The sequence below is a fragment of the Ruminococcus difficilis genome (assembly GCF_016680995.1).
On record NZ_JAEQMG010000040.1, the window covers coordinates 61,577 to 87,696 of the forward strand.

The 26,120-nt window shown below is 47.2% G+C and carries 20 protein-coding genes; 18 read left to right on the top strand and 2 right to left on the bottom strand.

From position 1 onward, the window contains the following. Nucleotides 1–91 precede the first annotated feature (91 nt). From JKK62_RS02780 to JKK62_RS17725, 7 genes are all read left to right on the top strand, one after another. Nucleotides 92–3,106, top strand: coding sequence for a dockerin type I repeat-containing protein (locus tag JKK62_RS02780; protein WP_201426884.1), 3,015 nt, complete (start codon nucleotides 92–94; stop codon nucleotides 3,104–3,106). A gap of 220 nt (nucleotides 3,107–3,326) precedes the next feature. Further along, on the top strand, nucleotides 3,327–4,478 hold the full coding sequence (locus tag JKK62_RS02785) for a nucleotidyltransferase domain-containing protein (RefSeq protein ID WP_201426885.1): 1,152 nt from the start codon (nucleotides 3,327–3,329) through the stop codon (nucleotides 4,476–4,478). A gap of 14 nt (nucleotides 4,479–4,492) precedes the next feature. Beyond that, nucleotides 4,493–5,035, top strand: a complete 543-nt coding sequence (locus tag JKK62_RS02790; RefSeq protein WP_201426886.1) for a VanZ family protein — start codon at nucleotides 4,493–4,495, stop codon at nucleotides 5,033–5,035. Then, nucleotides 5,035–6,270, top strand: coding sequence for a nucleotidyltransferase family protein (locus JKK62_RS02795; protein ID WP_201426887.1), 1,236 nt, complete (start codon nucleotides 5,035–5,037; stop codon nucleotides 6,268–6,270). The genes JKK62_RS02790 and JKK62_RS02795 overlap by 1 nt, the downstream gene beginning before the upstream one ends. A 116-nt stretch (nucleotides 6,271–6,386) precedes the next feature. Then, entirely contained in the window at nucleotides 6,387–7,487 is a 1,101-nt protein-coding gene (locus JKK62_RS02800; RefSeq protein ID WP_201426888.1) for a stage V sporulation protein AD, read from the top strand. Nucleotides 7,488–7,705: 218 nt separating this feature from the next. After that, on the top strand, nucleotides 7,706–10,969 hold the full coding sequence (cas9, locus tag JKK62_RS02805) for a type II CRISPR RNA-guided endonuclease Cas9 (RefSeq protein WP_201426889.1): 3,264 nt from the start codon (nucleotides 7,706–7,708) through the stop codon (nucleotides 10,967–10,969). Nucleotide 10,970: 1 nt separating this feature from the next. Next, nucleotides 10,971–11,096, top strand: a complete 126-nt coding sequence (locus tag JKK62_RS17725) for a hypothetical protein (protein ID WP_279380593.1) — start codon at nucleotides 10,971–10,973, stop codon at nucleotides 11,094–11,096. 716 nt (nucleotides 11,097–11,812) lie between these two features. Here the strand turns inward: JKK62_RS17725 and JKK62_RS02810 are convergent. Beyond that, a complete protein-coding gene (locus JKK62_RS02810; RefSeq protein WP_201426890.1) occupies nucleotides 11,813–12,637 on the bottom strand; it encodes a deoxyribonuclease IV in 825 nt (274 codons plus the stop codon). 315 nt (nucleotides 12,638–12,952) lie between these two features. Beyond that, nucleotides 12,953–15,118 carry a stage V sporulation T C-terminal domain-containing protein gene (locus JKK62_RS02815; RefSeq protein ID WP_201426891.1) on the bottom strand — a complete coding sequence of 722 codons (2,166 nt, stop codon included), beginning with the start codon at nucleotides 15,116–15,118 and terminating at the stop codon, nucleotides 12,953–12,955. A gap of 245 nt (nucleotides 15,119–15,363) precedes the next feature. Between JKK62_RS02815 and JKK62_RS02820 the strand changes: the two genes are divergently transcribed. From JKK62_RS02820 to JKK62_RS02865, 11 genes are all read left to right on the top strand, one after another. Further along, entirely contained in the window at nucleotides 15,364–17,124 is a 1,761-nt protein-coding gene (locus JKK62_RS02820) for a phosphotransferase (protein WP_201426892.1), read from the top strand. A 2-nt stretch (nucleotides 17,125–17,126) separates the two neighbouring features. Next, nucleotides 17,127–17,879: an NTP transferase domain-containing protein gene (locus JKK62_RS02825; protein ID WP_201426893.1), complete on the top strand. Its 753-nt coding sequence runs from the start codon at nucleotides 17,127–17,129 to the stop codon at nucleotides 17,877–17,879. Beyond that, entirely contained in the window at nucleotides 17,872–19,410 is a 1,539-nt protein-coding gene (locus JKK62_RS02830; RefSeq protein ID WP_201426894.1) for a BCCT family transporter, read from the top strand. Before JKK62_RS02825 ends, JKK62_RS02830 begins: the two co-directional genes overlap by 8 nt. Nucleotides 19,411–19,522: 112 nt before the next feature. Beyond that, nucleotides 19,523–20,056 (top strand): VanZ family protein, encoded by a 534-nt coding sequence (locus JKK62_RS02835; protein ID WP_201426895.1) that lies wholly within the window; start codon nucleotides 19,523–19,525, stop codon nucleotides 20,054–20,056. Between the two features lie 18 nt (nucleotides 20,057–20,074). Further along, complete coding sequence (locus JKK62_RS02840) at nucleotides 20,075–20,266, top strand: acyltransferase family protein (RefSeq protein WP_243411741.1); 192 nt, start codon at nucleotides 20,075–20,077, stop codon at nucleotides 20,264–20,266. Then, complete coding sequence (locus JKK62_RS17930) at nucleotides 20,226–21,119, top strand: acyltransferase family protein (RefSeq protein WP_366502903.1); 894 nt, start codon at nucleotides 20,226–20,228, stop codon at nucleotides 21,117–21,119. Before JKK62_RS02840 ends, JKK62_RS17930 begins: the two co-directional genes overlap by 41 nt. A 385-nt stretch (nucleotides 21,120–21,504) precedes the next feature. Further along, a complete protein-coding gene (locus JKK62_RS02845; protein WP_366502905.1) occupies nucleotides 21,505–22,152 on the top strand; it encodes a sugar transferase in 648 nt (215 codons plus the stop codon). A gap of 19 nt (nucleotides 22,153–22,171) precedes the next feature. Continuing rightward, nucleotides 22,172–23,110 carry an aldo/keto reductase gene (locus tag JKK62_RS02850; RefSeq protein WP_243411735.1) on the top strand — a complete coding sequence of 313 codons (939 nt, stop codon included), beginning with the start codon at nucleotides 22,172–22,174 and terminating at the stop codon, nucleotides 23,108–23,110. Between the two features lie 21 nt (nucleotides 23,111–23,131). After that, nucleotides 23,132–24,067, top strand: coding sequence for a transketolase (locus tag JKK62_RS02855; RefSeq protein WP_201426898.1), 936 nt, complete (start codon nucleotides 23,132–23,134; stop codon nucleotides 24,065–24,067). Beyond that, entirely contained in the window at nucleotides 24,064–24,996 is a 933-nt protein-coding gene (locus JKK62_RS02860) for a transketolase family protein (RefSeq protein ID WP_201426899.1), read from the top strand. Before JKK62_RS02855 ends, JKK62_RS02860 begins: the two co-directional genes overlap by 4 nt. 58 nt (nucleotides 24,997–25,054) lie before the next feature. Next, nucleotides 25,055–26,110 (top strand): glycosyltransferase, encoded by a 1,056-nt coding sequence (locus JKK62_RS02865; RefSeq protein WP_201426900.1) that lies wholly within the window; start codon nucleotides 25,055–25,057, stop codon nucleotides 26,108–26,110. Nucleotides 26,111–26,120 lie beyond the last annotated feature (10 nt).

A 26,120-nucleotide genomic window follows, 5' to 3' on the forward strand; every position in this document is an offset into this window, starting at 1 on the left:
CTCTATTAAAAAATAAACAATAATCGTTGAATATTTTAAAAAGATATGTTAGAATTATATTGTCTGAAAATATATCCCGAGGAGGATTAACATGAAAAAAATTATCAGCATGTTGTTGGTGCTTGCCATGATGATCACAGTGCTTACTGTCGGCATCACCACAACGACCGCCGCTGAAACGGCGACCATCACTATCTACGGCCTTGACGGCACTACCGAAGTCAAGGAAATCAACGTAGGCGAGGAGTTCACGGTTTATTCCACTCTGAACGCTTCCGCTTCCGCTCCCAACGGTATGATCGGTTCGATCCAGGGTACCCAGACCTATACGTCCGGCGTTCTTTCTCTGGTTGATGAGGTCACCGGTCAGTACGGCGAGTTCGCAGATCTCGTCAAGGTATTCCCCATCACAGGTGAGGCTACCGTTGCCAACGGCGCTCAGACGGGAAAAATCGTCTACAATGCAACTAACCCTTCCACATCCGACGCGTTCCGGTTTGATTCCGATTCCTCTCAGCTGATCGTTACCACCTATAAGGTAACCGCTGCGGGTACCGGTGAAGTCAAGAACGCTCTTCGCAACCTCGCGGTTGCCGATACCGATCTGACCAGAATCATCTTTGAGGGTCAGCTCCAGGAAGGCAAGTCCATCGCGGGCAAAGCGACCTTTACCGATCCCACACCCACTATCGACCATGCTGAGGTTCGCATCCATAATCTCGACGGTTCTGTTGAGACCCAGTCCTTCAACATCGGCGATACTTTCAATGTATACACCACCCTCGACGCTTCTTCCGTCAACGACGGTCTGATGTCTTCCGTCAACGGTACTCAGCGCTATACCACCTCTGTCCTGTCGTTAGCTGACTCCGTAGACGCGGACGGCTATCTCACCGATACCGCTAAGGTATTCCCCGTGATGGGCGACAGCGCGATCGGCACCGCGAAGGATTCCGGTACCGTTAAGTACGCGGGCTCCTCCGTAGGCGGTTTCCTGTTCAATTCTCTCAGATCTCAGCTGATTGTTACCACTTATCGCGTCACCGCTAACGGTTATGCCGATATCACCAACAAGCTGAACGTACTCGCCGCGGCGGATGAGGATATCACCCGTATCGTATTCAACGGCGAGACTCAGGCGGGCAAGACCTATTCCATGCTCGGCTCCTTCACTACCGACGGCCCGATCCCGACCCTGCCTCCCACTCAGCCCCCCACAGAGCCTTCCGACAAGCTCAAGGTCACCATCGTGAACCCCGATAACACCACTGTTGTCAAGGAGTTCAACAAGAATGATACCTTCACCGTATATACCGTTCTCAACGCAGGCACCACCATCGCCAGCGTAGACGGCACCCAGACTTATCCCACCGCATCTCTCCAGCTGACCGATCAGGTCACCGGCGAGTATCACGAGATCGTCAACACCACAGCGATGTTCCCGATCCTCGGCGACGAGGCAGTTGCGGCTGTTAACAACGGCGCTATCAAGTTCAACGCTTCCAGAGGCGCGATCGGCGGCGGCTATGCGTTCAACACCGCTACCTCTCAGCTGATCGTTACCAACTATAAGGTTCTCGCTACCGGCGAAGCTACGATCAAGACTACCCTCAAGACCCTGATCAAGGACGACGAGGCTGCGACCAAGATCGTATACAACGACCAGACTCAGCCCGGTCAGAGCTATACCATCTCCGGTACCTTTACCGATCCCGGCGCTCCCGTGATCCCGACCGAAGCTCCCACCGAGCCTCCCGTAAAGCCGACTGAGCCCCAGCCCGATAACAAGGCTACCGTTACCATCATCGGCATCGACGGCACCTCCAAGGTCAAGACCTTCAACGTCGGTGATGAGTTCACCGTATACACCACCCTCAACACCTCTTCCGCTGCTCCCACCGGCGTCGCTTCCATCGACGCGACCCAGTCCTTCACCAAGGGCATCCTGCAGTCTACCGACGAGGTTGACGATCTCTTTGTTGTCACCGACAGCGAGGCGATGTTCCCCGTTCTGGGCGCCGCGACTGTCGCGAAGATCGATCCCGAGCTCGCCACCAACAAGTTCAACGCTTCCACCCCGCAGATCGGCAAGGGCTTCAAGTTTGAGACCGACGATTCTCTGCTGGCTGTTACCCACTATAAGGTCACTGCCGCGGGTAACGCAGAGGTCAGAACCGCTCTGAATATGCTGGCAGCTTCTGACAGCAGCCTCACCCGTATCGTCAACAAGGGCGTCTTACAGCCCGGCTTCACACTCGGCGGTTACTCTTCGTTCTATGAGCCCGGCAAGCCCGAGCCTACAGAAGCTCCGACAGAAGCTCCGACAGAAGCTCCGACCACACCCGCGACCGAGCCTCAGCCCGGCCAGACTGCCAACGTTACCATCTACGGTGTCGACGGCACCTCTCAGGTCAAGACCTTTAACGTAGGCGAAAGCTTCACCGTATATACCACCCTCAATACTGCTGACGCAACCCCCGGCGGCGTTGCTTCCATCAGCGCTTCTCAGACCTTCACCAAGAGCATCCTGCAGTCTACCGACGCGGTTGACGAGCTCAAGGTTGTCGTCGATACCGAAGCAATGTTCCCGATTCTCGGAAACGCCTCTGTCGCGAAGATCGACGACGGTCTGAACAAGTTCAACGCATCTACTCCGCAGATCAACAAGGGCTTTAAGTTCGACAACGACAACGCACTGCTGGCTGTGACTCATTACACCGTCACCGCTGCCGGCGACGCTGAGGTCAGAACCACTCTGGATATGCTGGCTTCCGCTGACGCCGACCTTACCCGTATCGTTGACAACGGCGTGGTACAGCCCGGCTTCACTGTCGGCGGTATCGCATCCTTCACCGATCCCTCCGAGCCTGCTGAGACCTATCTGCTCGGCGATGCTGACAACAATGGTACTGTCGATACAAATGACGTTGTTATTATCCAGCGTTATATCGCGAAGCAGTCCGTACCCAACAGAGAGATCGTAAAGAGAAACGGCGATGTTGACAGAGACGGCGAACTCGTCATCCTCGATGCTACCAACATCCAGCGTAAGCTCGCCAGAATGTCCGTACCGTATCCGATCGGTCAGTATGTACCTGTTCAGTGATCCTACAGCCATAACGAGCTGTTGATCGAACACAGATCAATGATCATCAACTCCCCCGTCACCCGGCGGGGGAGTTTTTGCGTTCAGTCGGCATGAATACCGTGGACAGAACAGATGCACTTAACAGTATCGTACGCCATCATCGGGCGTCACTACTTGCATTTTAGGGTTCGGTGTGATACTATAATCCTGTTATCGAGTTTGTTGAAGGAGGTCGCACATGATCAATATCAATCAACAAGCGCTCCTTGAACTGCTCAAGGCGTCGCTCTTTGATACCGAACCGTCATTTCCCGAGGGAGTTGACTGGGACGCCGTACTGCAGGAGGCGAAGGATCAGACGGTCGTCGCGCTGGCGGCGCCTCACGTCCCCTCGCAGGAGTCGGGAAAATGGCAGGTTCCGGTCGCACAGAATACAGCGATCTTTTTAAATCTTCTCAATGAGCAGACAAAGCTCATTCAGCTTTGTCAGGCAGCCGATATTCCTCTGGTTATCCTCAAAGGCTTTGCCGCCGCCATGTACTATCCCGCTCCGTTGAGGCGCTCAATGGGCGACGTTGATTTTTTGGTGCCGCCTGAGTACTTTGAACAAGCGCGTGCGCTCATGGAAGAAAACGAATATGAATTTCATTCCGATCATGGTACCGATCGGGATTACAGCTACACAAAGCGCGGTGTTGTGTTGGAGCTTCACCATCGTTACAGCGACGAGAAATGGGATATCGATCCCCTGATCCTCAAGAGCTTTCCCGCTATCGGCACCCGCGAACTGTTCCATCATCAATTTCCTGTTTTGCCCGAGATGGTCAACGGGCTGATCCTGCTCGATCATGTGCGTCACCATTTACAGGGCGGGTTGGGCATCCGTCAGATCATCGACTGGATGATGTTTGTCCATGCGCATCTGAGTGACGAAAACTGGAAAAGCAGTTTTTCGGAGCTTGCGCGACAAGCAGGTCTGGAGACCCTTGCCGTCACCATGACAAGCATGTGCAAGCAGTATTTCGGGCTGCCCGATCTTATCACATGGTGTGATTCCGCCGATGAAGCGACAACGCGGGAATTGCTCGAAGCCGTACTGAATTACGGAAATTTCGGCAGTAAACTGACGGAGGAGATTCAGCCCTCGGAGTATATCACCATCAGCGCCCGCCGAATGGGACTGTTTCGCTTTTTGCAAACAAGAGGCGAAGAGAACTGGAAGAACAGCCAAAACCATCCCTTCCTGCGGCATTTTGCGTGGATGTATCAGATCTATCGCTATATTACTCGCGGAACCGCCGCGCTTTTCCGCGGTGAAAACATCGCAAAGGGAATGTCGTCGGGAACGGAAAAGTATGATCTATTAGAACGACTCGGGCTGAACCGTTAAATGAAAGACCGTGTATGATACATTCCTTTTTCCACCAAGTATATGTTTCCGATCTATCTGCTATTATGACAGCCATGCTGATCCTGCTGATCGCATGGTCGGTTTTCGGTGCGCTGTTTTATAAAAGAATGCGTCTGATCGGAACGATAGTATTAATCATAACACTTGTCGTTATTCTATACATGACCGTCATTTCGCGCGGTGAATCATCCGCCGGGCATGGTTTTATCCCTTTTTCATCCTTTCAGAGGGCGATCGAACAGCCTGAGATGTATCGCTCCATGCTGATGAATATATTCTTGTTTGAGCCGCTCGGATTAGCCTTACCCTTCGTCATCAAGGGTAGTACCGCCAAAAGGATCCTGCTGACGATCGCGATCGGTTTTATGTTTTCCGTTGCGATAGAAGCCCTACAGTATTTCTTCACCTTGGGTATGGCGGAGGCGGATGATGTTATCTGCAACACAGTGGGTACGGCGCTCGGAAGTTGTGCGTATTTATTGACTCTGTTATGGCGCAAGTTGTTTTCAAAACACAGAGGAAGGAGAAAAGCCTGATGAACAAAGTCCAGCGACTTTTATTACAAGTGATCGGAGCCGCCTTATTCGGCAGGGATTTGCCCGCGGTCGACGCGCGATATATCGAACCGCTGCTCAAAGAAGGCAAAGCGCAGGCGGTTTACTCTCTTCTCTTCAACGCTCTTGATAAACAGATCAAAAATGAGCTTAGTGCTGAAAAATATGATCAATACAGCGAAATGAATCTGATGCACGCGATAGCCTGCACCCGTAATTTTGACGAGCACGGAGAACTGCATGAGCTGATGACAGGCGGGCAGATACCATATGTCGTAATCAAGGGATTGGCTTCCGCGCGGTATTATCCCGAACCCTCCCTGCGCAATATGGGCGATGTGGATTTTTTGGTGGATCCGTCCGATATGTCAAGAGCGGGAAACGTCTTGGAACAGGCAGGCTTTGCGGTCGATCACGGCGACGAGGATGACGGCATCCATGTTGCCTATACCCGCCCTCCTATGAGCATCTGGGAAATGCACCGAAGCGTTAACGGCGTGCCTTCGGGTGAGGTCGGCAAAGCGATTCAAGCGGAGCTGGATCGGACGATTGAAACAGCTGAGGAAACAACCTGCGAAGGGATCCTCTGCCGTATGCCCGACCGCTTTCATCACGGTTTGATCATGCTGCTGCACACCGCTTCGCATATGACGAGCGAGGGCGTCGGATTGCGCCATCTGTGTGATTGGTCGGTATTTGCATCCTCGTTGAGTGACGCAGAGTTCCGCGGACTATTTGAAAAGAAGCTCAAAAACTTCGGGCTCTGGAAATTCGCGCAGGCGCTGACGCTTCTCGGGGTCAACTATTTCGGAGCGCCAAAACGCGTCTGGGCAATTGAGGCGCTCGAACGCAGGCTGATCACCGCCGAACAGCTCGAAAGTCTGATGAACGATATTCTCAGCGGCGGGAACTTCGGAACAAAGGATATGAACCGCTACCGTGAGATCAAGTACATCTCCGACCGAGGCGAGTATACCGTCAGCTCCGACGGCATCATCAAGCAAGGTTTCAAAACGATGAACAAAAAGGTCTGCGCGGATTTTCGAACGATCGAAAAGCACAAATTCCTGATGCCGATCGGCTATATTGCCGAGGGTGGAAAGTACATCGGACTTCTCTTATCCGGCAAGCGCAAAGCGTCCGGTACAAGACAAATGCTCCGGGAGGCGGCACAAAGAAAAAAGGTCTACAACAGCCTGCATTTGTTTGAAAAATGAATACAGCATATTCGAATGCTCTCGATTTCTTGGAAATCGGGAGCTTTGTTTTTTCAGCATGATATCCGCCGAAATGTCAATACTATTAAGGTATCTGTGACTAAAGGAGTATTACCATGAAAAATATCGACGGAAATCTCATTTTTGACCATGCGCCGCGTATCGCAAGCTACGCCTCGGCGGTCGGAAAAAAAGAGGGTGAGGGACCCTTGCGTGATTGGTTTGACCGAATCATCCGCGACAGCTACGCCGGCAAGGATACGTTCGAGCAGGCGGAAAGCGAGCTGATGACCACTGCCGTTCGAATCGCGCTGAACAAGGGCGATTACACGCAGGAGGATATTGACCTCGCCTGCTGCGGCGATCTGCTCAACCAGTGTGTCGCGAGCAGCTTTGCGATGCGATCCTACGCGATCCCTTACGCGGGCGTATACGGCGCGTGCTCCACGATGGCGCTGTCGATGATCCTGTCGGCAACGGCGATCGAAAGCGGCGCGGCAAGGCGAGCCGTCTGCGCGGCGTCCTCTCACTATTGCACGGCAGAGCGCCAGTACCGTTTCCCGCTCGAATACGGCTCCCAGCGCCCGCCGACAGCCCAGTGGACGGTCACCGGCTCGGGCGCCTGTGTTTTAGAGGAAAGAAGCAGAATTACCCCGAACACAAAAACAGCGGCTCACCAAACGACATTGGAGCGCCTTGATTCGGACGATTCTGCTTTCCCGAAGAGGGATAAGCGGCCGCACCCGATCTATCTTCACTCCGCCCGTCTCGGACGGATCATCGACTTCCGAATCACCGACCAGAACAACATGGGCGCCGCCATGGCGCCTGCCGCGGCGGACACCATTTACCGCTATCTCAGCGCCTCCGAGAGCGAGGTGCAGGATTATGACATGATCTTCACCGGCGACCTCGGGCGCGTTGGCTCGCGATTACTGCGTGATCTGCTCAGCGAAAAAGGCGTCGAGCTCGGCGAGCACCACAGCGACTGCGGCGTGATGATCTTTGACGAGGATCAGGACGTCCACGCCGGCGGATCGGGCTGCGGATGCTGTGCCTCGGTGCTGTGCGGCTATATCCTCGACAAAATGCGCGACGGTACCTTCCGCAATATCCTCTTCGTCCCGACAGGCGCATTACTCAGCCCCACCACCGTCATGCAAAAGCAAAGCATCCCCTCCATCGCCCACCTGATCAACATCCGAACAAACGCATAAGTGATCTGTGAATCATCTGGCAGGCGGCGATAGAAGTCAGTCAAAAATCATTGAAAAAAGTGAAAGAATCATTGACAATCCACGACAATCGGTTATAATAGAATTAAATTGTATCATACCAAGAACAATTAGGTTACTATGATAAGGTAGTATACCGCAAAGCTCTGATGCCTCATCGACGGATGAGGCATTATCTTTATCTGTTACAGGAGGACGTCATGAAGTATATCATCGGTCTGGACATGGGTATCACGTCGGTTGGCTTTTCGACAATGATGCTGGATGAACAAGATGAACCATGCAGGATCCTGCGGATGGGTTCCCGTATCTTTGAAGCAGCAGAACACCCCAAGGACGGTTCATCACTTGCGGCGCCTCGCCGAGAGAACCGCTCCATGCGCCGCAGACTTCGCAGAAAGCGCCATAGAAAAGAGCGGATCAGATCGTTGATCGTGAATAACGGCGTCATGACTGCGGAGCAGATCGACAACATTTATGACGCGAAAAATCAGTTGTCTGATATCTATCAGGTTCGAACTGAAGCGCTGGACAGACGTTTGAGCACAGAAGAATTCGTCCGATTATTGATCCATTTATCGCAGCGCAGGGGTTTCAAATCCAATCGTAAGGTCGACGCGCAGGAGAAAAAGTCCGAGGCGGGCAAGCTGCTCAACGCGGTCAGCGCCAATCATCAGCTGATGCTCGAGAAGGGTTATCGCACTGTCGGTGAGATGCTGTATCGGGATGAAAAATTCTCGGCGTATAAGCGTAACAAGGCGGATGATTATTCCAACACCTTTGCACGCTCCGAATACGAGGATGAGATCAGGGCGATCTTTCGCGCACAGCAGGAGTTGGGCAATCCCCATGCTACGGATAAACTCATGGAAGATTACCTCGCGATCTATCTCTCTCAGCGTTCGTTTGACGAAGGCCCCGGCGGTAAAAGCCCCTACGCAGGGAACCAGATCGAAAAGATGATCGGCAAATGCACCTTGGAGCCGAACGAAAAACGCGCCGCAAAAGCGTCTTATTCCTTTGAATATTTTAACTTGCTGTCAAAGGTGAACAGCATCAAGATCGTATGTGACGGTGAAAAACGCGCCTTGAATGACGCTGAGCGTCAGACCGTGATCCAACTGGCATTTTCCAAGAACGCGATCAACTATACATCGATCCGCAAAGCGCTTCACATGACGGACAGCGAGCGCTTCAACATCTCTTACAGTCAGTCGGATAAAACGGCGGATGAAATCGAGAAAAAGACGAAGTTCACTTATCTGACGGCGTTTCATACGTTCAAGAAAGCCTACGGAAACGCCTATGTCAACTGGCAGACTGAAAAGAAAAACCGCCTTGCCTATGCGCTGACAGCTTATCGTAACGACAGCTCGATCGTCGATTACTTATCGGAAAACGGCTTTGACAAGGCGGAAACAGAAATCGCGCTGACGCTTCCGACCTTTACAAAGTGGGGCAATCTTTCCGAAAAAGCCCTTAACAAGATCATCCCTTATCTGGAGCAGGGGATGCTTTATCATGACGCTTGTACTGCCGCGGGATACAATTTTAAGGCGGATGATACGGAAAAGCGAATGTATCTGCCCGCGCACGAAAAAGAAGCGCCCGAACTGGAGGATATCAAGAATCCTGTCGTGCGCCGTGCAATCTCCCAGACGATCAAGGTCGTCAACGCCCTGATCCGCGAGAGGGGAGAGAGCCCCTGCTTTGTCAACATCGAGCTGGCGCGTGAACTGAGCAAGAACAAAGCGGACAGAAACAAAATCGAAAAGAGCCAAAAGGAGAATCAGGCGAACAACGACAGGATCATGGAGCGACTGAAAAACGAATTCGGTCTGCTCAGTCCCACAGGGCAGGATCTGGTCAAGCTCAAGCTCTGGGAGGAGCAGGACGGCAAATGTCCCTATTCGCTCAAGCCCATTCGGATCGAGCGGCTGTTTGAGCCGGGATATACCGATATCGACCACATCATCCCGTATTCCCTCTGCTTTGACGATACCTATAACAACAAGGTGCTGGTCATGTCGTCTGAGAACCGCCAAAAGAGCAACCGTATTCCGATGCAGTACCTCGAGGGCAAACGACGCGACGATTTCCGCGTTTGGGTAGAAAACTCCCACCTGCGCTACAGAAAGAAGCAGAATCTCTTGAAAGAAACGCTGACCGAGGATGATCTGTCCGGCTTCAAAAAGCGCAATTTGCAGGACACCCAGTATCTATCCTCATTCATGCTGAAATATCTCAAAAAGTATTTGGCGCTTTCTCCCAACAGCACCGGTCGCAAAAACGCCATCCAAGCTGTCAAGGGTTCTGCCACCGCATATATGCGCAAGCGCTGGGGCATCCAAAAGATCCGCGAAAACGGCGACATCCATCACGCGGTGGACGCTGTCGTGATCGCGTGCGTGACGAGCGGAATGACACAAAGGATATCTCAGTACGCAAAGTATAAAGAAACCAAGTATCAGAACCCCGACACCGGCGCCTACTTTGACGTTGATAAACGCACCGGTGAGGTGATCGACCGCTTTCCGACGCCGTATCAATGGTTCAGGGACGAGCTGTTGATGCGCTGTTCCGACGATCCCTCGCGCGTCCTTCATGAAAAGCCCCTGCCGAACTACGCGACGGATGAACAGGTCGCTCCGATATTCGTGTCGCGTATGCCGAAGCATAAAGCAAAAGGCTCCGCGCATAAAGAAACCATCCGTAAGCCCTATAAGCAGGATGGTCAAAAGTACACGATATCCAAGGCGCCGCTCAACACGCTCAAGCTCAAAAACGGTGAGATCGAAAACTACTTCAACCCCGGCAGCGATACCCTGCTGTATGACGCGCTGAAGGAGCGTTTGGTCGCTTTCGGCGGCGACGCGAAGAAAGCGTTTGAAGCGCCGTTCCACAAGCCCAAGAGCGACGGTACGCCCGGACCTGTAGTCAAAAAGGTCAAGCTCATCGATAAGGCGACCATTACCGTACCGGTACAGCGGAATACCGCCGTAGCGGATAACGGCTCGATGGTGCGCGTAGATGTGTTCTATGTAGAGGGAGAGGGCTACTATCTGGTGCCGATCTATGTGGCGGATACGGTCGGCAGGATACTGCCGAACAGGGCAATCGTTGCATACAAACCGCATGATGAATGGAAAGAGATGAATGAGGACGACTTTGTCTTTTCGCTGTATCCCAATGATTTGGTGAGGATCAGATTCAGTAAGGAAATGAAGTTCTCTCTTTCGCGGAAGGACAGCACGCTTCCCGATGAAAGAGTGATGCAGGAAGGGCTGTTCTACTATCGCGGAACCAATATTTCTACAGGCGCTATTGGTATCATCAATCATGACAACACTTATGTGATCCGTGGTTTAGGCGTCAAGCGACTTCCGCTGATGGAAAAGTATCAGGTCGATGTTCTCGGTAACATATCAAAAATCGGAAAAGAAAAGAGAATGAGGTTCAAATGAGATGGGCTATTGCGTTATTTTCCTTGCGAATCCGGTGAAGCTGAGTGTAAAAAACGAGCAGCTGATCATCGGAAATCGTGTGACCGAAGAGGAGCATGACGTCTTTGAACAATTATCTATTTTTTGAAAATCATAAAATTTGATATGTGATTTGTCTGAATATTTGTACGACAAAAATCCCGATAAACGTACTGTTTATCGGGATTTTTGCGTCCCCCATCATCCCATGCGCTCCTTCGGAGTGCATGGGATGCTCAGCCATCGCCCATTGTCGCAAAGCGACAAACCGGGCGGGCATATAAATTTGTATCATAACCGGATACGGTTATGATATCATACCAAGAAAAATTAGGGAACTACAACTTAACAAGCTGATACATCAATTTGACGGTCATTATACCATACCAAGAAAAATTAGGGAACTACAACGATATATCTCGCTTCGCGGTAAAGCCTGCGAATTATACCATACCAAGAAAAATTAGGGAACTACAACTTAGTTACCATACTGAAAGAGTATAAATTATACCATACCAAGAAAAAATAGGGAACTACAACTTCTTTACCTTAACGGGCGCGGGCTTATTTATTATACCATACCAAAAAAATTAGGGAACTACAACTCCCGAAAGTATAAGGAAACCCGATTATTAATTATACCATACCAAGAAAAATTAGGGAACTACAACATGAGTAGACGGCGCCTTCGGCGTGTTTCTATTATACCATACTAAGAAAAATTAGGGAACTACAACTACTTGATAAGTAGGACATTATTACGTCATATTATACTATACCGAGAAAAAATAGGGAACTTAAACCGGATGATGGACAACATATTCATTACCATCCTTTCACCATCCCGATCTCCGCTATGTAGCCGGCGTCATCGTTGGGCGTTTCGAGGATGAACGGCTTGTTTTGCAGAGCCGGGTGAAGGGCGATCCGCTTCATCGCCTCCATGCCGATACAGCCCTGACCGAGCTTTTCATGCCGATCCTTATGCGAGCCGCAGGGATTCTTACTGTCGTTGAAGTGGACTGCGCGCAGTCTGTCTAAACCGATCACATCATCGAAGTGATGCAGTACGCCGTCGAGATCATTCGCGATGTCATACCCCGCGTCCCAGACATGGCAGGTGTCGAAGCATACGCCGACCTTATCCTTCAGCTCCACGCGGTCGATGATCGCTTTGAGTTCCTCAAAGCTCCTGCCCATCTCCGTACCCTTGCCCGCCATCGTTTCGAGCAGGACGGTCGTGCGCATTTCGGGGAAGAGGACGCTGTTGAGCGCCTGTGCGATCAGCTCGATCCCTTTCTCAGCGCCCTGACCCGTGTGCGCGCCGGGGTGAAAATTGTAGTATTGATGCGGAAAGAATTCCATCCTTTGGATATCCTGTTCGAGCATATCCAGCCCGTTGAGGCGGGTGGATTCCTTCGCGGCGCACAGGTTCATCGTGTAGCTGCCGTGAGCGACGAGCTTGCCGAAATGCTGTTCCGCGAGCAGGTTGTTCAGCGCCGACGCGTCCTCCGGGATGATATCCTTCGATCTGCCGCCGCGCGGATTGCGGGTGAAATAGGAAAAGGTGTTGCCGCCGAACTCGCACATGGTCCTGCCCATCGCCTCATAGCCGTTGGTCACACTCAGGTGACATCCGATGTATATCATAGCGTTCTCCTGTCAGGTTGATAGGACAATCATACCATAAAATCGACAAAAAGTCACCCCTCTATGTCAGACAATGTCATTAAGTTAAGAAATAGTATCTCGCTGACGCTCGATCAATTAATACAATTCCGCAGTGGCGCTAAGCCAATCACAGATAAATCTGCTCTTGGAGCGCTGTTGCATGGGAGTTGTATACCAAATCAAAAGATTTGGACAACTCCTCATCAGTCGCCAACGGGCGACAGCTCCTTTTACCAAAAGGAGCCTTTTTAATTTAATGATATTGTCAGATAGAGGGGTGAAGTGTAACGCGCGTTATTCTTCCATTTGCTTGCCGAGGAACGCGGCGGCGGATTGCGCGAGCTTGAGCTCCGTGTCGGTGGGGATCTGCACGCGATCTCCCTTGAGCATCACGACCGCGCCGGTGACGTCGCCCGCGGCGATGATGGGGTAGATGACCGCGGCGGCGTGCTCCACGCCCTCCACCGTCTGCACCTCGTCCACCGAGTTCGAGTGCGCGCTGTAACTGCGGCGATTCTCCATATAATTCTCGAGGATCGGTGTGATCCGCCGCTCCAAAAACTCCCGCTTGCTCACGCCTGCCGCGGCGATCACATGGTCACGGTCACAGATGAGCGTCGGCATCGCGCTGATGCGCGACAGCACATCCGCATACTGCGCCGCAAACTCCGACAGCTCGCCCACCGGTGAATATTTCTTAAAGATGACCTCGCCATCCGTAGCAGTGTAAATCTCCAGCGGGTCACCGTCACTGATAACATTGACATCATAAACCTTGTCCGCTCCATATCTATGAGGCTGAACGATCGTGGTCGATAAGCTATTTATGATGCCTTGCTTAAAATTTGCGGCGTCCTCATAATCCTCGGGAAGAGTGCCGCATTTCAGCAGACTGTCGATATCCGCCTTGAGTTTGACTTCCACATGATCCTCGTACACGATGATCTTGTCGATGATCAGTTGCAGATCGTTACGGTCAAGTTTCTCTTTTTTCAAGATATCGTCAAAGACCTCTAACGCGAGCTTCGCGACACGGTTGACGCGAATGATCGTATTTCTGCGATTGATAGTCAGATCGATCTGGTTTTGGATACCGGCGATCTGTTTTGCAAGCTCATCCTCAACTTCGTCATAGGTTTCTTCCAGTATTTCTTCCCGCTCGGGATGCTTCATGATATCGCGGACACGCTGACGCTTGGCGACTTTCATTTCTTCCTGTAAATCGGCGAGGACTTCCTCCAGGTTGACCTCTGCGCGGTTGGTTTCATCGATATCGGTTTGCTCTTTGCGTAGATCGGCGTTGAGCTGTTCGATCATCTCGGATGAATTGTCCCTGACCATTTTGATGTACAGTTTCAGGATCTCATCGAGCTTTTGCACGCGGATGTGATGGCTGGTACAGCCTTTCAGACCACGTCGATGATACGTTCCGCAGTGGTACGCGTCTCTCAGATCCGGACGGCTCAACGCAAACATCGGACTGCCGCAGTCGCCGCATTCCAGAAATCCCGAGTAAACATTATCGTATTTCTTTTGACCGCGATAATTATTCTTAGAGCGGCTTTCGAGCAGCTCCTTGACGTTAGCAAATTCGCGGTAGCTGATGATTTCCTGATGATGACGTTCGATGACGATATGATCGCTCACGTCGCATTTGACATCTTTTCCGTTGATTTTTTTGCGTGTATATTTGCTCGAGCGCATCGTACCGATATAGAAATCGTTTTTCAGAATTCCTTCAACAGTAGCGATCGCCCATGACGCCTTGACCTCGCGCTTGTATTCCTTGCCTTCTGCCTCTTTACGCTGGCGCTCCGACATACGCGGAGTGGGGATGCCTTCATCGGTCAGGTAGTTGGCAATCTTCTTGTAACCCCAGCCGTCCTGATACAGCTTGAAGATGGTGCGAACGATCTCGGCTTCCGTCGGCACTATTTCATATTTCTGATGATCGTTGATAATGTATCCATAAGGCGCGGCGCAGATCCACTTACCGTCCTTTTGCTTACGTTTTACAACAGCTTTTACCTTCTTCGATGTGTCGGTAACCGGGATCTCGTTGAGAAAAAAGAGTATTTGAATCTTCGTCCAGTCGTCATTGTTTGGGTAGTCGATGTTATCGCCGATGGAGATGATACGGATGCCGTTATCACGCAAGTCTTCCAACTCCATCAACCCACGGCTGTTGCGGCGGGAGAATCGCGACAGGTCCTTAACGATCAGAATATCGAGTTTATGGCTAAAGAGCAACTTTCGCATTTGCTGATAGCCCTCGCGCTGCTCAAAGGTGTAACCCGAGCGATCGCGATCCTCAAAGAGAGTCAGTGTGCTGCCCGGAAACTTTTCCTTCACAAACGCCTCGATAATCGCCTTCTGATTCTCAATAGAAGTGTTATCACAATTCAGATCCTCGTCGTCCGAGATTCGGCAGTAGCCCGCGATGTCAAATTTTTCTATCAATATAACTCACCTCTCTTGTGATTGATTACAGATAATATTGTAACACGCTAAAAGAGAAAAATCAAGACTATTTTTATAATTTGTTGATATTATTTTGCGGAGATGATCCTATTGACCAATTTTTGATATACACAGGGAACCAAGCTTTTGTTTAAGAAACATAAAATAGTATTAGGAATAAACGTATTGACAAAAATAACATAAAGAAGTATAATTGTTCACGAGTTTGAAATAAAGGTGATTTCGTGAACGCTTCTGATTTTGAGATATTGAAACAAATTATACTCTACAAAACAGGTAATCAACGCGAGCTATCTCGTATTACTGGGTATTCATTAGGTCGCATCAACAAATCCATTGCTATCCTAAAAAGCAATTGGTATCTGGATAACCATTTGAGACTAACAAAAAAAGCCGAAGAACTGGTATCAGCAACAAAACCAAGATCGGCTGTCATTCTTGCTGCAGGATATGGTTTGAGAATGATTCCGTTATGTCGAGACATTCCAAAAGCATTGTTAGAAGTTAAGGGAGCTCCCCTAATTGAACGACTTATTGAACAATTACATGACGCAGATGTTTATGATATTTCAATTGTTGTCGGCTATAAAAAAGAACAGTTTGAATACTTAATAGATAAGTACAATGTTCAATTGATTGTCAACAAAGATTATCATTCTATGAACAATCTGCACTCGTTATGTTTAGCTATAAAAAAAATAAAAAACAGTTATATTGTTCCCTGTGATATTTGGTGCGAAAATAATCCGTTCAGCAAAATAGAGTTATATCCTTGGTATATGGTAACCGACAATAATGTTCCGAAGAGTCACATTAAAGCTAATCGAAGCAATGAATTGATTAAGATTGCCGATGATGAAAACGGAAATCGAGAAATTGGAATTGCATATATCACTGAAGATAAAGCTGAAATTATCAAAGAAAACATGATAACACTCAAAAAATCAGATGTTTATCAAAATGCTTTTTGGGAAAAAGCTACGTTATCTGGTAAAAAGTTGATTCTTGATGCAAAAATAGTACCGGATAAAGCAGTCTATGAAATCAATACCTATGACGATTTGATCCATTGCGACATGGAATCGAGTAGTCTGGAATCTGAATACATCAATATTATCTGTGAATCTCTTCATGCTGAGAAAAGTGAAATCTATAACATTGAGTCGTTAAAAGCCGGTATGACGAATCGGTCATTTCTTTTTAATTGCGCTGGACATAAATATATCTTTCGTATTCCCGGTGAAGGAACTGATAAACTGATCAACCGACGTGAAGAATACGATGTTTATCAGCAAATCAAGGACAAAGGGATTTGTGATGAAGTCATATACATGAATCCCGAAAATGGCTATAAGATCACTAAATTTATTGAAGGCTCTAGAAACTGTGATGCTTATAATGAAACGGACATTAAGGCATGTATGGAATTTCTAAAAGCTTTTCATCAGTTAAAACTGACTGTTAAACATGAGTTTGATTTGTTTGGTCAGATCGAATACTATGAGGGATTACGTGGTGATCAATCTGCCTATCTTGATTACACAACTGTCAAAAATCATGTTTTTGAACTAAAAGATTTTATCGAAAATCTAAGTAAGGAGCATTGCCTTACTCACATTGACGCAGTTCCGGATAACTTTATATTTACCGGTAACGATATCCATTTGATCGATTGGGAATATGCCGCAATGCAGGATCCCCATGTTGATATCGCAATGTTTGCGATTTACTCATTGTACGATAAAGAACAGACTGATTCTTTGATTGATATCTATTTTGAAGGGAAATGCGATATTGAAACCAGAGCAAAAATATATGCTTATGTAGCTATTTGCGGATTGTTATGGTCAAACTGGTGCGAATACAAACGCAATCTCGGTGTCGAGTTCGGTGAGTATTCGCTTCGCCAATATCGTTACGCAAAGGACTATTACAAATATGCGAAAGAACTGATCAATCAGTGCTCCGATGAGGAGGTCATGTAATAATGTCAGAAACGTATAAGGTTAAACGCGCTATTATTATGGCGGCGGGCGTTGGAAAAAGGATGAATCCGTTAACGCTGACAACACCGAAGCCTTTGATCAAAGTGAACGGAGTGCCGATGATTGATACTGTAATCAAAGGGTTACATGACAATGGAATATCAGAGATTTATGTTGTCGTCGGACATTTGAAAGAACAGTTCTATGAATGGTCGAAAAAATATAAAGGTATAACTATCATTGAGAATCCTTATTATAATACCTGCAACAATATCTCGTCACTTTATGTTGCAAGAGATTATCTTGAAGACTGTATCATTATGGACGGAGATCAAATCATCTATAACTCCGATATCCTATCTCCTTCTTTCACGCATTCGGGTTATAATGCCGTTTGGTGTGAAGACCATACTGATGAATGGTTAATGAAAGTTGAAAACGAGATAGTTAAGTCTTGTTCCCGAACAGGTGGATCAAGCGGATGGCAATTATTCTCTGTTTCTCGTTGGACTGCCGCTGACGGAATTAGACTGAGAAAACAGATCGAATATGAATTTGAACACGGGAACACGCAGATCTATTGGGATGATGTTCCGATGTTCTGCTATTTCGATGAATACACTTTAGGCATACGGGCCATGCGAAAATCCGACATTATTGAAATCGATAGTTTGGAAGAATTGGCTGCAATTGATCAAAACTATCGTTATTATATAAAAACGAATAATAAAACGGAGGGTAAGACCAATGAATAACAAAACAAAGGAAAAGGGAAGAATAGACTGGCTGATTACGCTGGTTCCGTTTATCTTGATCGTAGGAGTAGCGTTACTGCTTTTTATCTTTCCTGAAGGTTCAAACGAAGTTATCAGTAAAGTAAGATTCTTCTTCGGAGATACACTCGGTAGTTATTATTTGATTATCGGATTGGGAGTTTTGCTTGTTGCTCTCTTCCTATCCTTTTCAAAGTATGGCAATATCGTTTTAGGCGGTCCAAACGAGAAACCCAAGTATAACTTCTTTACGTGGGGTTCGATGATGTTTACTTGCGGACTCGCTGCCGACATACTGTTCTATTCATTTGCCGAATGGACGATGTATGCGTCGAATCCGCATATTGCCGAAATGGGCGGAAGCATCACAGAATGGGCAGGAGTTTTCCCGCTGTTCCATTGGAGCTTTATTCCCTGGGCATTCTACCTTGTATTAGCGGTTGCCTTTGGATTTATGGTGCATTGTCGCAAAAGAAATCGTCAGAGATACTCTGAAGCCTGCCTGCCGGTAATAGGCGAGAAAAACGCTCATGGTTTACTCGGACGTATCATTGACTTGTTTGCTCTTTTCGCACTTCTTGCAGGAACAGCTACCACTTTCTCGGTTGCAACTCCTCTTATGGCAGAAATCATGGTATCGCTGTTTGGAATAACCTTAAGCCGTACAACGGTCACGATCATTATTCTGTTGATCACCTGTGCAGTATATACATATGCAGTTTTACATGGGTTTAAGGGCATTTCTTTCTTAGCTAAACTCTGTATTTACATCTTTTTCGGGTTGCAAATTGTCGTTCTGCTGATCGGCGGACAAGGTCGTTTTATTATTGAAAACGGTATTCAGTCATTGGGCAAAATGGTTCAGAATTTTGTTGGACTCAGCACGTATGCGGATCCGACAAGAACAAACAATTTCCCACAGGATTGGACGATCTACTACTGGGCATATTGGATGGTATGGTGTATTGCAGCACCATTCTTTATCGGAAACATCAGCCGTGGCAGAACAATCAAACAAACAATTCTTGGCGGATTTGTTTTCGGCGTCGGCTCCACGATCAGCTCGTTCGTTATTCTCGGCAACTACGGTTTAGGCGTCCAAACCGTAGGTACACAGGATTTCATTGCACAGTATAATGAAAGCGGAGACCTGTATGCCTTGATTATCAATATCATCAAATCAATGCCTGCCGGAACCTTTATTCTGATCATCACAATGATTTGTATGATCCTATTCTATGCAACGAGCTTCGATTCAATTGCATATACAGCGGCTTGCTATAGTTATAAGAAACTCGGCGAAGATGAAAAGCCGAATATCATGATTACCTTGTTATGGTGTGTACTGTTGATCGTTCTTCCTATCGCGCTTGTATTCTCTGAAAGTTCAATGAACAATATCCAGAGTATCAGTATTATCAGCGCATTCCCGATCGGAATCATTATGATATTGATGATATGGAGTTTCTTCAAGGACGCAAAGAAGTATATGAAAGAAAAACAGGAGAAATAATAGATTTTAGTCTATATAACGTCGCACAAGTATCTTTGTGCGACGTTATTGTTATCGTGACAAATTCTTCCGTGTATGATATAATACTTGCGAAATTTTTTGGAGGTTGCCAATGGATAGCTTTCTCGTCAGAATCTATGTAGCGAATATTTCAACTATCCTCATTGCCATACCGGTTTTGATATTAGTATGGTCGGTTATCGGTGCGGCATTTTACAAATATATGCGGATCATCGGTGCGATATTGGCTGTAATAGCGCTGGGAGCGATCCTGTATGCTACCGTTTTGTCTCGCGGTGGGAGCAGCAAAGATGTTTATCTGATTCCCTTCTCGACCTTTGAACGCGCGAAGATTCAGCCGGAGTTTTACCGATCCATGCTGATGAATGTGTTTTTGTTTGTTCCATTGGGATTATCCCTGCCGTTTGTATACAGCGGCACTACAGGAAAACGAATCCTCTTTACGGTATTGACGGGTCTGTTGTTATCTGTTACTATTGAAGCCATCCAGTATTTCGTTCACCTTGGCATGACCGAAACCGATGATGTGATATGCAATACTCTTGGTACAGCAATTGGCAGCTGCGCATATCTGTTAACACTATTATGGAGAAAGATTTTCATACGGATAAAACACTTGACATAGCAAGGAGAAAGGATGAAAATGCTTGACAGACAGAGACTGAACTACGTTGATATATGTAAAGCATTAGGAATCATACTGGTTGTATTAGGACATACATATTCTATTTCCGAAACCTTATACATAATAATCTATTCCTTTCACATGCCTTTGTTCTTTATCTTATCAGGGTTTGTCTATAATAAGGAAAAAGAATCACAGTATAGGATTTAAGCGCTTTGCATTAAATCAAGCGAAAAACTACTTAATTCCATATTATGTGTTTTATATCATTAATTTATGTATAGAGGTCTTCAGAAGAATCGTTCTAAGCAAACAAGGAGTTGACGGCGAATACTTCGTCACGAAGATTAAAGGAATAATACTCTGCTACAGCAACACTGATAATATGCCGAATTGTTCCCCAATCTGGTTTTTGTTTTGTCTATTTATTGCTATTATTGCCTTTTGGTGGATACTAAAGCTGGATTTCAGGTTTAATTGGATTCCGATAGTTATCTGTTTGATATCTAATTATTTTGTCTTGCCATATTGCGTAGATCGTACTAGTTTTCCTTTTAAATTCCCTACATTTTTAGTTGCTATCGTCTTTTTGTATGTAGGATATTGTTTAAGAAGATTGGCAGATAGGAATTTGTTTCAAAGTCCATGGTTTGTTATAGCTTCACTATTTGCTCTTGTTGCCGGATTGCTTATAGAGTTTCTTACCAAGAACGAAGTCGGCATGAATGAAAATGAATATGGAAACTATTTAGTTTTTATCATTGTTTCTGTACTGGTTTCGGTAGGAACAATAACGATTATTAGTAAGTTGACTTTTATTCATAATAACAGATTCTTCATATGGTTAGGTCGAAACACTATATACATCATTGGATTCAATTATCTTTGCCGGGATATTGCAACCGAGCTATATTACTACATACCGGTTATTAGAAAAATACAGATACATTGGATGTCAGCCTTTATTCTAACATTTGGATTATGTTTGTTGTGTATTGTAATATGTACGAAAACAAGGAAGCTATTTGTTGACTTGTTTAAACAGGGTCAACATGCTTCATAATAAGGGATGTTTGATAAGCGCGGACCATGGTAAACTTCCCGTATCTGTAGAAATAATACATACAATTACTACTTATATTATTATATGGTAATCCTTCCTCCCAAAGCAGCTTAAGTGTTGCCTTGGGAGTTTTTATTATATTTTTACATAATTTACAAGAACTACCGATATTTGCTGTATGATTGTTTTTCGTCAAAAAATTGACATTATTATTGTTTTGTAGTATTATATATAAGATAAAATGGATTACTATGAGTTATTGTGCCATTTCGATGAATAAAGCATAGAAAACGAGCCGCTTTAGGGGGTTAGGGGTCGGATCATGGAGAATAATAAACAATCAAAAACATATCCGAAACCTAAGTATGACGGATTTTATAACAAAGTGATAAAGCGGATCATCGGACTATTGATTGCAGGAATTGCCCTGCTGATATTATGGCCCTTTTATTTGATCATCGCACTGGCGATTGCAATCGAGGATGGCTTCCCAGTCATTTATCGCGCACAGCGAGGTGGCTATAAGGGCAAAACATTCCGTATCAGCAAGTTCCGCACGATGGTCAAGAATGCGGACAAGATCGGCGGAGGCACGACCGCGCTTAACGATCCTCGCATCACAAAAGTCGGTAACTTCTTAAGAAAAACAAAGTTGGATGAGATCCCTCAGATTTGGCAGGTCTTTATCGGAAAGATGAGCTTTGTCGGTCCGCGGCCCGAGCTGATGCAATATGTCAATCAGTATGAGGGCGAGGAAAAGGATATCCTCAAGGTGCGACCCGGTATCACAGACTATAGTTCTGTTGAATTCATCAATCTGGATGAGATTGTCGGGGGCGATAATGCCGACGAGATGTACGAGAAGTATGTATTGAAGAAGAAAAACGCGTTGCGCATTAAATACGCGCATACGGTATCTTTCAAGACAGATACATACATATTGTTCAAGACTGTTTTTGAAGTAATTAAAAAAGCTTTCCGTTTTGTCTTTAAAAAGCCAAGCAAGGAAACGACCGCTGCTTCTAACAACTAATGAAACATAGAGGAATTTGATGGAATACAGTAAGATTAAAAATACCGATTTAAATGTATCGAGAATATGTATGGGCGGTTGTCCGATGGGCGGCTACGGTTGGGGAGCTGTTCAGGAAGCAGAGCTGATCGATGCGGTACAAACTGCGCTCGATAACGGCATCAACTTTTTTGATACGGCTGATACCTACGGCTTAGGTCAGTCGGAGATCACACTTGGCAAAGCGCTGGGAGATCGTCGAAAGGAAGCTGTGATCGCGACAAAATTCGGCGTTCGTGTCGGAAACGGAAAAACCTTCTATGATAATAGTCCCGAATACATTGAACAGGCGCTCGACGCCAGTTTAAAAAGATTGGGCACAGATTATATCGATCTTTATCAGGTCCACTATCGTGATGGTGTTACTCCCATTTCTGTAGTAGCGGAAACATTGGAGAGAATGAAAGAAGCAGGCAAGATCCGCTATTACGGACTTTCCAATATATCTATGAAGGACTATGAAGAACTTGCTCCATATAAGGGACAGTTCGTATCCTTTCAGGATGAATACAGCTTGGCTTGCCGCAAGAACGAGAGCGATATGCTTGATCTGTCGGACAAACTGAGCATGACCCCTCTGACATGGGGGAGCCTCGGTCAGGGAATTCTGACAGGCAAATATGATAAAACCAATGTCAATTTTGATTCGAGCGACAGACGAAGCCGTGATATCTATGTGAACTTCCATGGCGAAAAGCTACTCAAGAATCTTGAAATCGTAGAGACGATGAGACCGATCGCCGCAGCACATAACAAGTCGGTAGCGGCTGTCGCAATCAGATTTATCCTCGACCATATTCCAGATTCCGTCGTCCTGTGCGGCGCAAAGCGTCCCGTACAGATACTCTCCAATGCTGAGGGTAGCGACTGGAAGCTTGGTGAAGAAGAACTTAATTTGTTAGTTAAGATATCCGAATAAAAGATTAATGGAGCAAAAAGCATGACCAGTGAACAACTTGCGTGGCTGATACGCCGGCACGGTGTTGAGATGACAGCGTTGTCGGGCGGCAGTCACATCGGCGCGATATTGTCCGTAGCGGACATTATGGGCGTCCTGTACACAGACATCTTAAAATTTGATAAGGACGATCCCGAGTGGGACGGCAGAGATCGTTTCATTCTTTCCAAAGGACATTCCGGCGCATCCGTTTATGCGGCGCTCGCCGAGAACGGATTCTTCTCTGTGGAAGAACTCAAAACGCATTATGCCGACGGCAGTCGCCTTTCCGGTCATGTATCCCACCATTTGCCCGGTGTAGACTTTTCCACCGGCTCTCTCGGACACGGCTTGTCCGTTGCGGCAGGACGCGCTCTTGCAGCAAAGCAGGATGGTAAAGAATTCCGCTCCTTCGTCGTTCTCGGCGATGGAGAGTGCAATGAGGGATCTGTATGGGAAGCCGCTGAATTTGCCAATCATTTCAAGCTCGACAATCTGGTCGCTATCGTTGACCACAACCATATGCAGAGCTTGGATTACTGTAATAACACGTTGGAAGTGAATATGGAGAAGCGCTGGAAAGGCTTCGACTGGAATGTGATCGTTGTTGACGGTCATGACCATGACGCCCTGAGAACGGCGCTGACCGATACCTCCAACCCCGAGCACAAGCCCACCGTTGTGATCGCAAATACAGTTAAAGGCAAGGGGATCTCCTTCATGCAGAACGATATTCTCTGGCATTATCGTTTCCCGCATGAGGGTTGGGAATACAACTGTGCGGTGAATGAACTGCATCAGATTATGCCCGAGGGTGTAGTCGATCCCTATACTCCCGACGGATGCCCCGAGATGGTTCCTGATCCGGACGGCTTGAAGCATACGGTTTCGGAGACCTATCATCCCACATACTACACGAGGGAGGTTGAGGAACGATGAGAGATTCTGTGATTCGTACTTTGATCGAACTCGGTCAGCAGGATAAGAGCTTGAAGCTCGTTACCGGAGACCTCGGCTTCGGTGTTTTGAAGCCGTTTTGGGAGGCTCTCCCGAACCAGTTTGTCAACGCGGGTATCGCCGAGCAGAATATGACCGGCGTTGCTGCAGGTATGGCGCTGGAAGGTAATAAGGTATTCACCTATTCGATCGGTAATTTCCCGACGCTGCGTTGTCTGGAACAGATCCGCAACGACTGCGCTTACCATAACGCCAATGTGAATGTGATTTGTGTCGGCGGTGGCTATGTTTACGGCTCGCTCGGCATGAGTCATCATGCAACTGAAGATATTGCTGTATTAAGAGCGTTGCCCGATGTCACCGTCATTTGCCCCGGTGATCCGACCGAGGCAGAATTGGCAGTCAAGAAGATCGCAAACACTCAGGGCACCTGCTATCTGCGTCTCGGCAGAGGCGGTGAAAAGCGCGTGAACCGTGTCATCAATGAGTTTGAGATCGGTAAAGCCTATAAGCTCAGAGATGCAGGAGATAAGGCGGTAAAGGTTGCCGTATTCTCAACAGGAGCGATTCTGGAAGAAACATCAATCGCTTGTGACTCATTAGAGGAACAGGGGATTGGCGTGGAGCAGTACAGCTTCCCGACAGTAAAACCGATCGATAAAGAGGTCATCAATGACTGTGCTAAGAGATTCGACCATATCTTTACGGTCGAAGAGCACAATATCGTCGGCGGCTTCGGCAGCGCTGTTGCGGAAGTCCTCTCCGAGCTCGGCACCGGTGCAAAGCTCCACAGAATCGGCATCAATGATTTTTATTGCATCGAGGTCGGTTCTCAAAAATACCTCAGAAAGCAAGTCGGCATCAACGCCGATGGCATTATCAATAAAGTAAAGGAAGTCATTAATGGCTAAGCGTATTCTCGTTACATCAACGGATTTGATGATGGTGCAGTTTCTTTTACCGCACATCATGAATCTGTCCGAAAACGGATATGAGGTGGAAATCGCCTGTTCCGTTGTCGGAGGAAGAATTGATGAGATCAGAGAAAAATTAAATGGCTATGTAAAAAAGATCCATACTGTACGGTTAGTTCGCAGTCCCGTGAATCCTATTAACTTCAAGGGTTACGGTGACGTTAAGGAGATCATCAATAACGGTCACTACGATATCATTTGGACGAATGAACCGGTTATGGGTGTGACAGTACGTTTGGCTGCTCGCAAAGTACGTAAGAACGGAACAAAAGTCATGTATATGGTGCATGGATTCCATTTTTACAAGGGCGCTCCGCTTTTGAACTGGATGGTTTATTATCCAATCGAAAAGATGATGGCAAACAAGGCCGATCTGATCACAACCATCAACCGCGAGGATTACAAGAGGGCACAGACATTCACTGTGCCGCGAGTAGAATATATTCACGGGATCGGTATCAATACCGAGCGTTTGACAAAAAGCGAAAACGCAATCGATATCCGAGAAGAGTTAGGGTTGAGCTCTGATGACTTCATTGTAATCTCTGTCGGAGAGCTGAATAAAAACAAGAATCAGAAGGTCATCATCAAAGCAATTGCTCAGTTGAATGATTCTAAGATTCATTACATCCTGTGCGGAAAAGGTGATCAGTTGGAGAACCTTCAAAGCCAGGTCAAGGAAAACGGTTTAGAAGGCAAGGTTCATTTTCTCGGCTACAGAAAAGATGTGGTCGATATTACCAGTCAGGCGGATGTTTTCGCAATGCCGTCAAAAAGAGAAGGACTTCCGGTCGCTTCTCTCGAGGCGATGTATTGCGGCCTTCCGTTGGTGAATTCCAATATCAGAGGCCTTGAGGATGTGACTGAAAACGGGAAATCGGGATATACTTGTGATCCCGATGACGTGGACGCCTTTGCTGAAGGAGTCAGGAAGTTAAAGGAAAACGATTCTTTCAGAGAAGAAGCTTCATCAAACAACCTTGAGACAGTGAAGAAGTATTGTGTTTCCGAAACAAAAAAAGAAGTTGAAAGTATTATAGCATCATTGTAAAGTGGGTAAT

Bases quoted from the DNA above. Each gene is read 5' to 3' on its own strand.
- JKK62_RS02780 (WP_201426884.1), top strand. From the start codon at position 92: ATGAAAAAAATTATCAGCATGTTGTTGGTGCTTGCCATGATGATCACA.
- JKK62_RS02785 (WP_201426885.1), top strand. From the start codon at position 3,327: ATGATCAATATCAATCAACAAGCGCTCCTTGAACTGCTCAAGGCGTCG.
- JKK62_RS02790 (WP_201426886.1), top strand. From the start codon at position 4,493: ATGATACATTCCTTTTTCCACCAAGTATATGTTTCCGATCTATCTGCT.
- JKK62_RS02795 (WP_201426887.1), top strand. From the start codon at position 5,035: ATGAACAAAGTCCAGCGACTTTTATTACAAGTGATCGGAGCCGCCTTA.
- JKK62_RS02800 (WP_201426888.1), top strand. From the start codon at position 6,387: ATGAAAAATATCGACGGAAATCTCATTTTTGACCATGCGCCGCGTATC.
- cas9 (WP_201426889.1), top strand. From the start codon at position 7,706: ATGAAGTATATCATCGGTCTGGACATGGGTATCACGTCGGTTGGCTTT.
- JKK62_RS17725 (WP_279380593.1), top strand. From the start codon at position 10,971: ATGGGCTATTGCGTTATTTTCCTTGCGAATCCGGTGAAGCTGAGTGTA.
- JKK62_RS02810 (WP_201426890.1), bottom strand. From the start codon at position 12,637: ATGATATACATCGGATGTCACCTGAGTGTGACCAACGGCTATGAGGCG.
- JKK62_RS02825 (WP_201426893.1), top strand. From the start codon at position 17,127: ATGTCAGAAACGTATAAGGTTAAACGCGCTATTATTATGGCGGCGGGC.
- JKK62_RS02830 (WP_201426894.1), top strand. From the start codon at position 17,872: ATGAATAACAAAACAAAGGAAAAGGGAAGAATAGACTGGCTGATTACG.
- JKK62_RS02835 (WP_201426895.1), top strand. From the start codon at position 19,523: ATGGATAGCTTTCTCGTCAGAATCTATGTAGCGAATATTTCAACTATC.
- JKK62_RS02840 (WP_243411741.1), top strand. From the start codon at position 20,075: ATGCTTGACAGACAGAGACTGAACTACGTTGATATATGTAAAGCATTA.
- JKK62_RS02850 (WP_243411735.1), top strand. From the start codon at position 22,172: ATGGAATACAGTAAGATTAAAAATACCGATTTAAATGTATCGAGAATA.
- JKK62_RS02855 (WP_201426898.1), top strand. From the start codon at position 23,132: ATGACCAGTGAACAACTTGCGTGGCTGATACGCCGGCACGGTGTTGAG.
- JKK62_RS02860 (WP_201426899.1), top strand. From the start codon at position 24,064: ATGAGAGATTCTGTGATTCGTACTTTGATCGAACTCGGTCAGCAGGAT.
- JKK62_RS02865 (WP_201426900.1), top strand. From the start codon at position 25,055: ATGAATCTGTCCGAAAACGGATATGAGGTGGAAATCGCCTGTTCCGTT.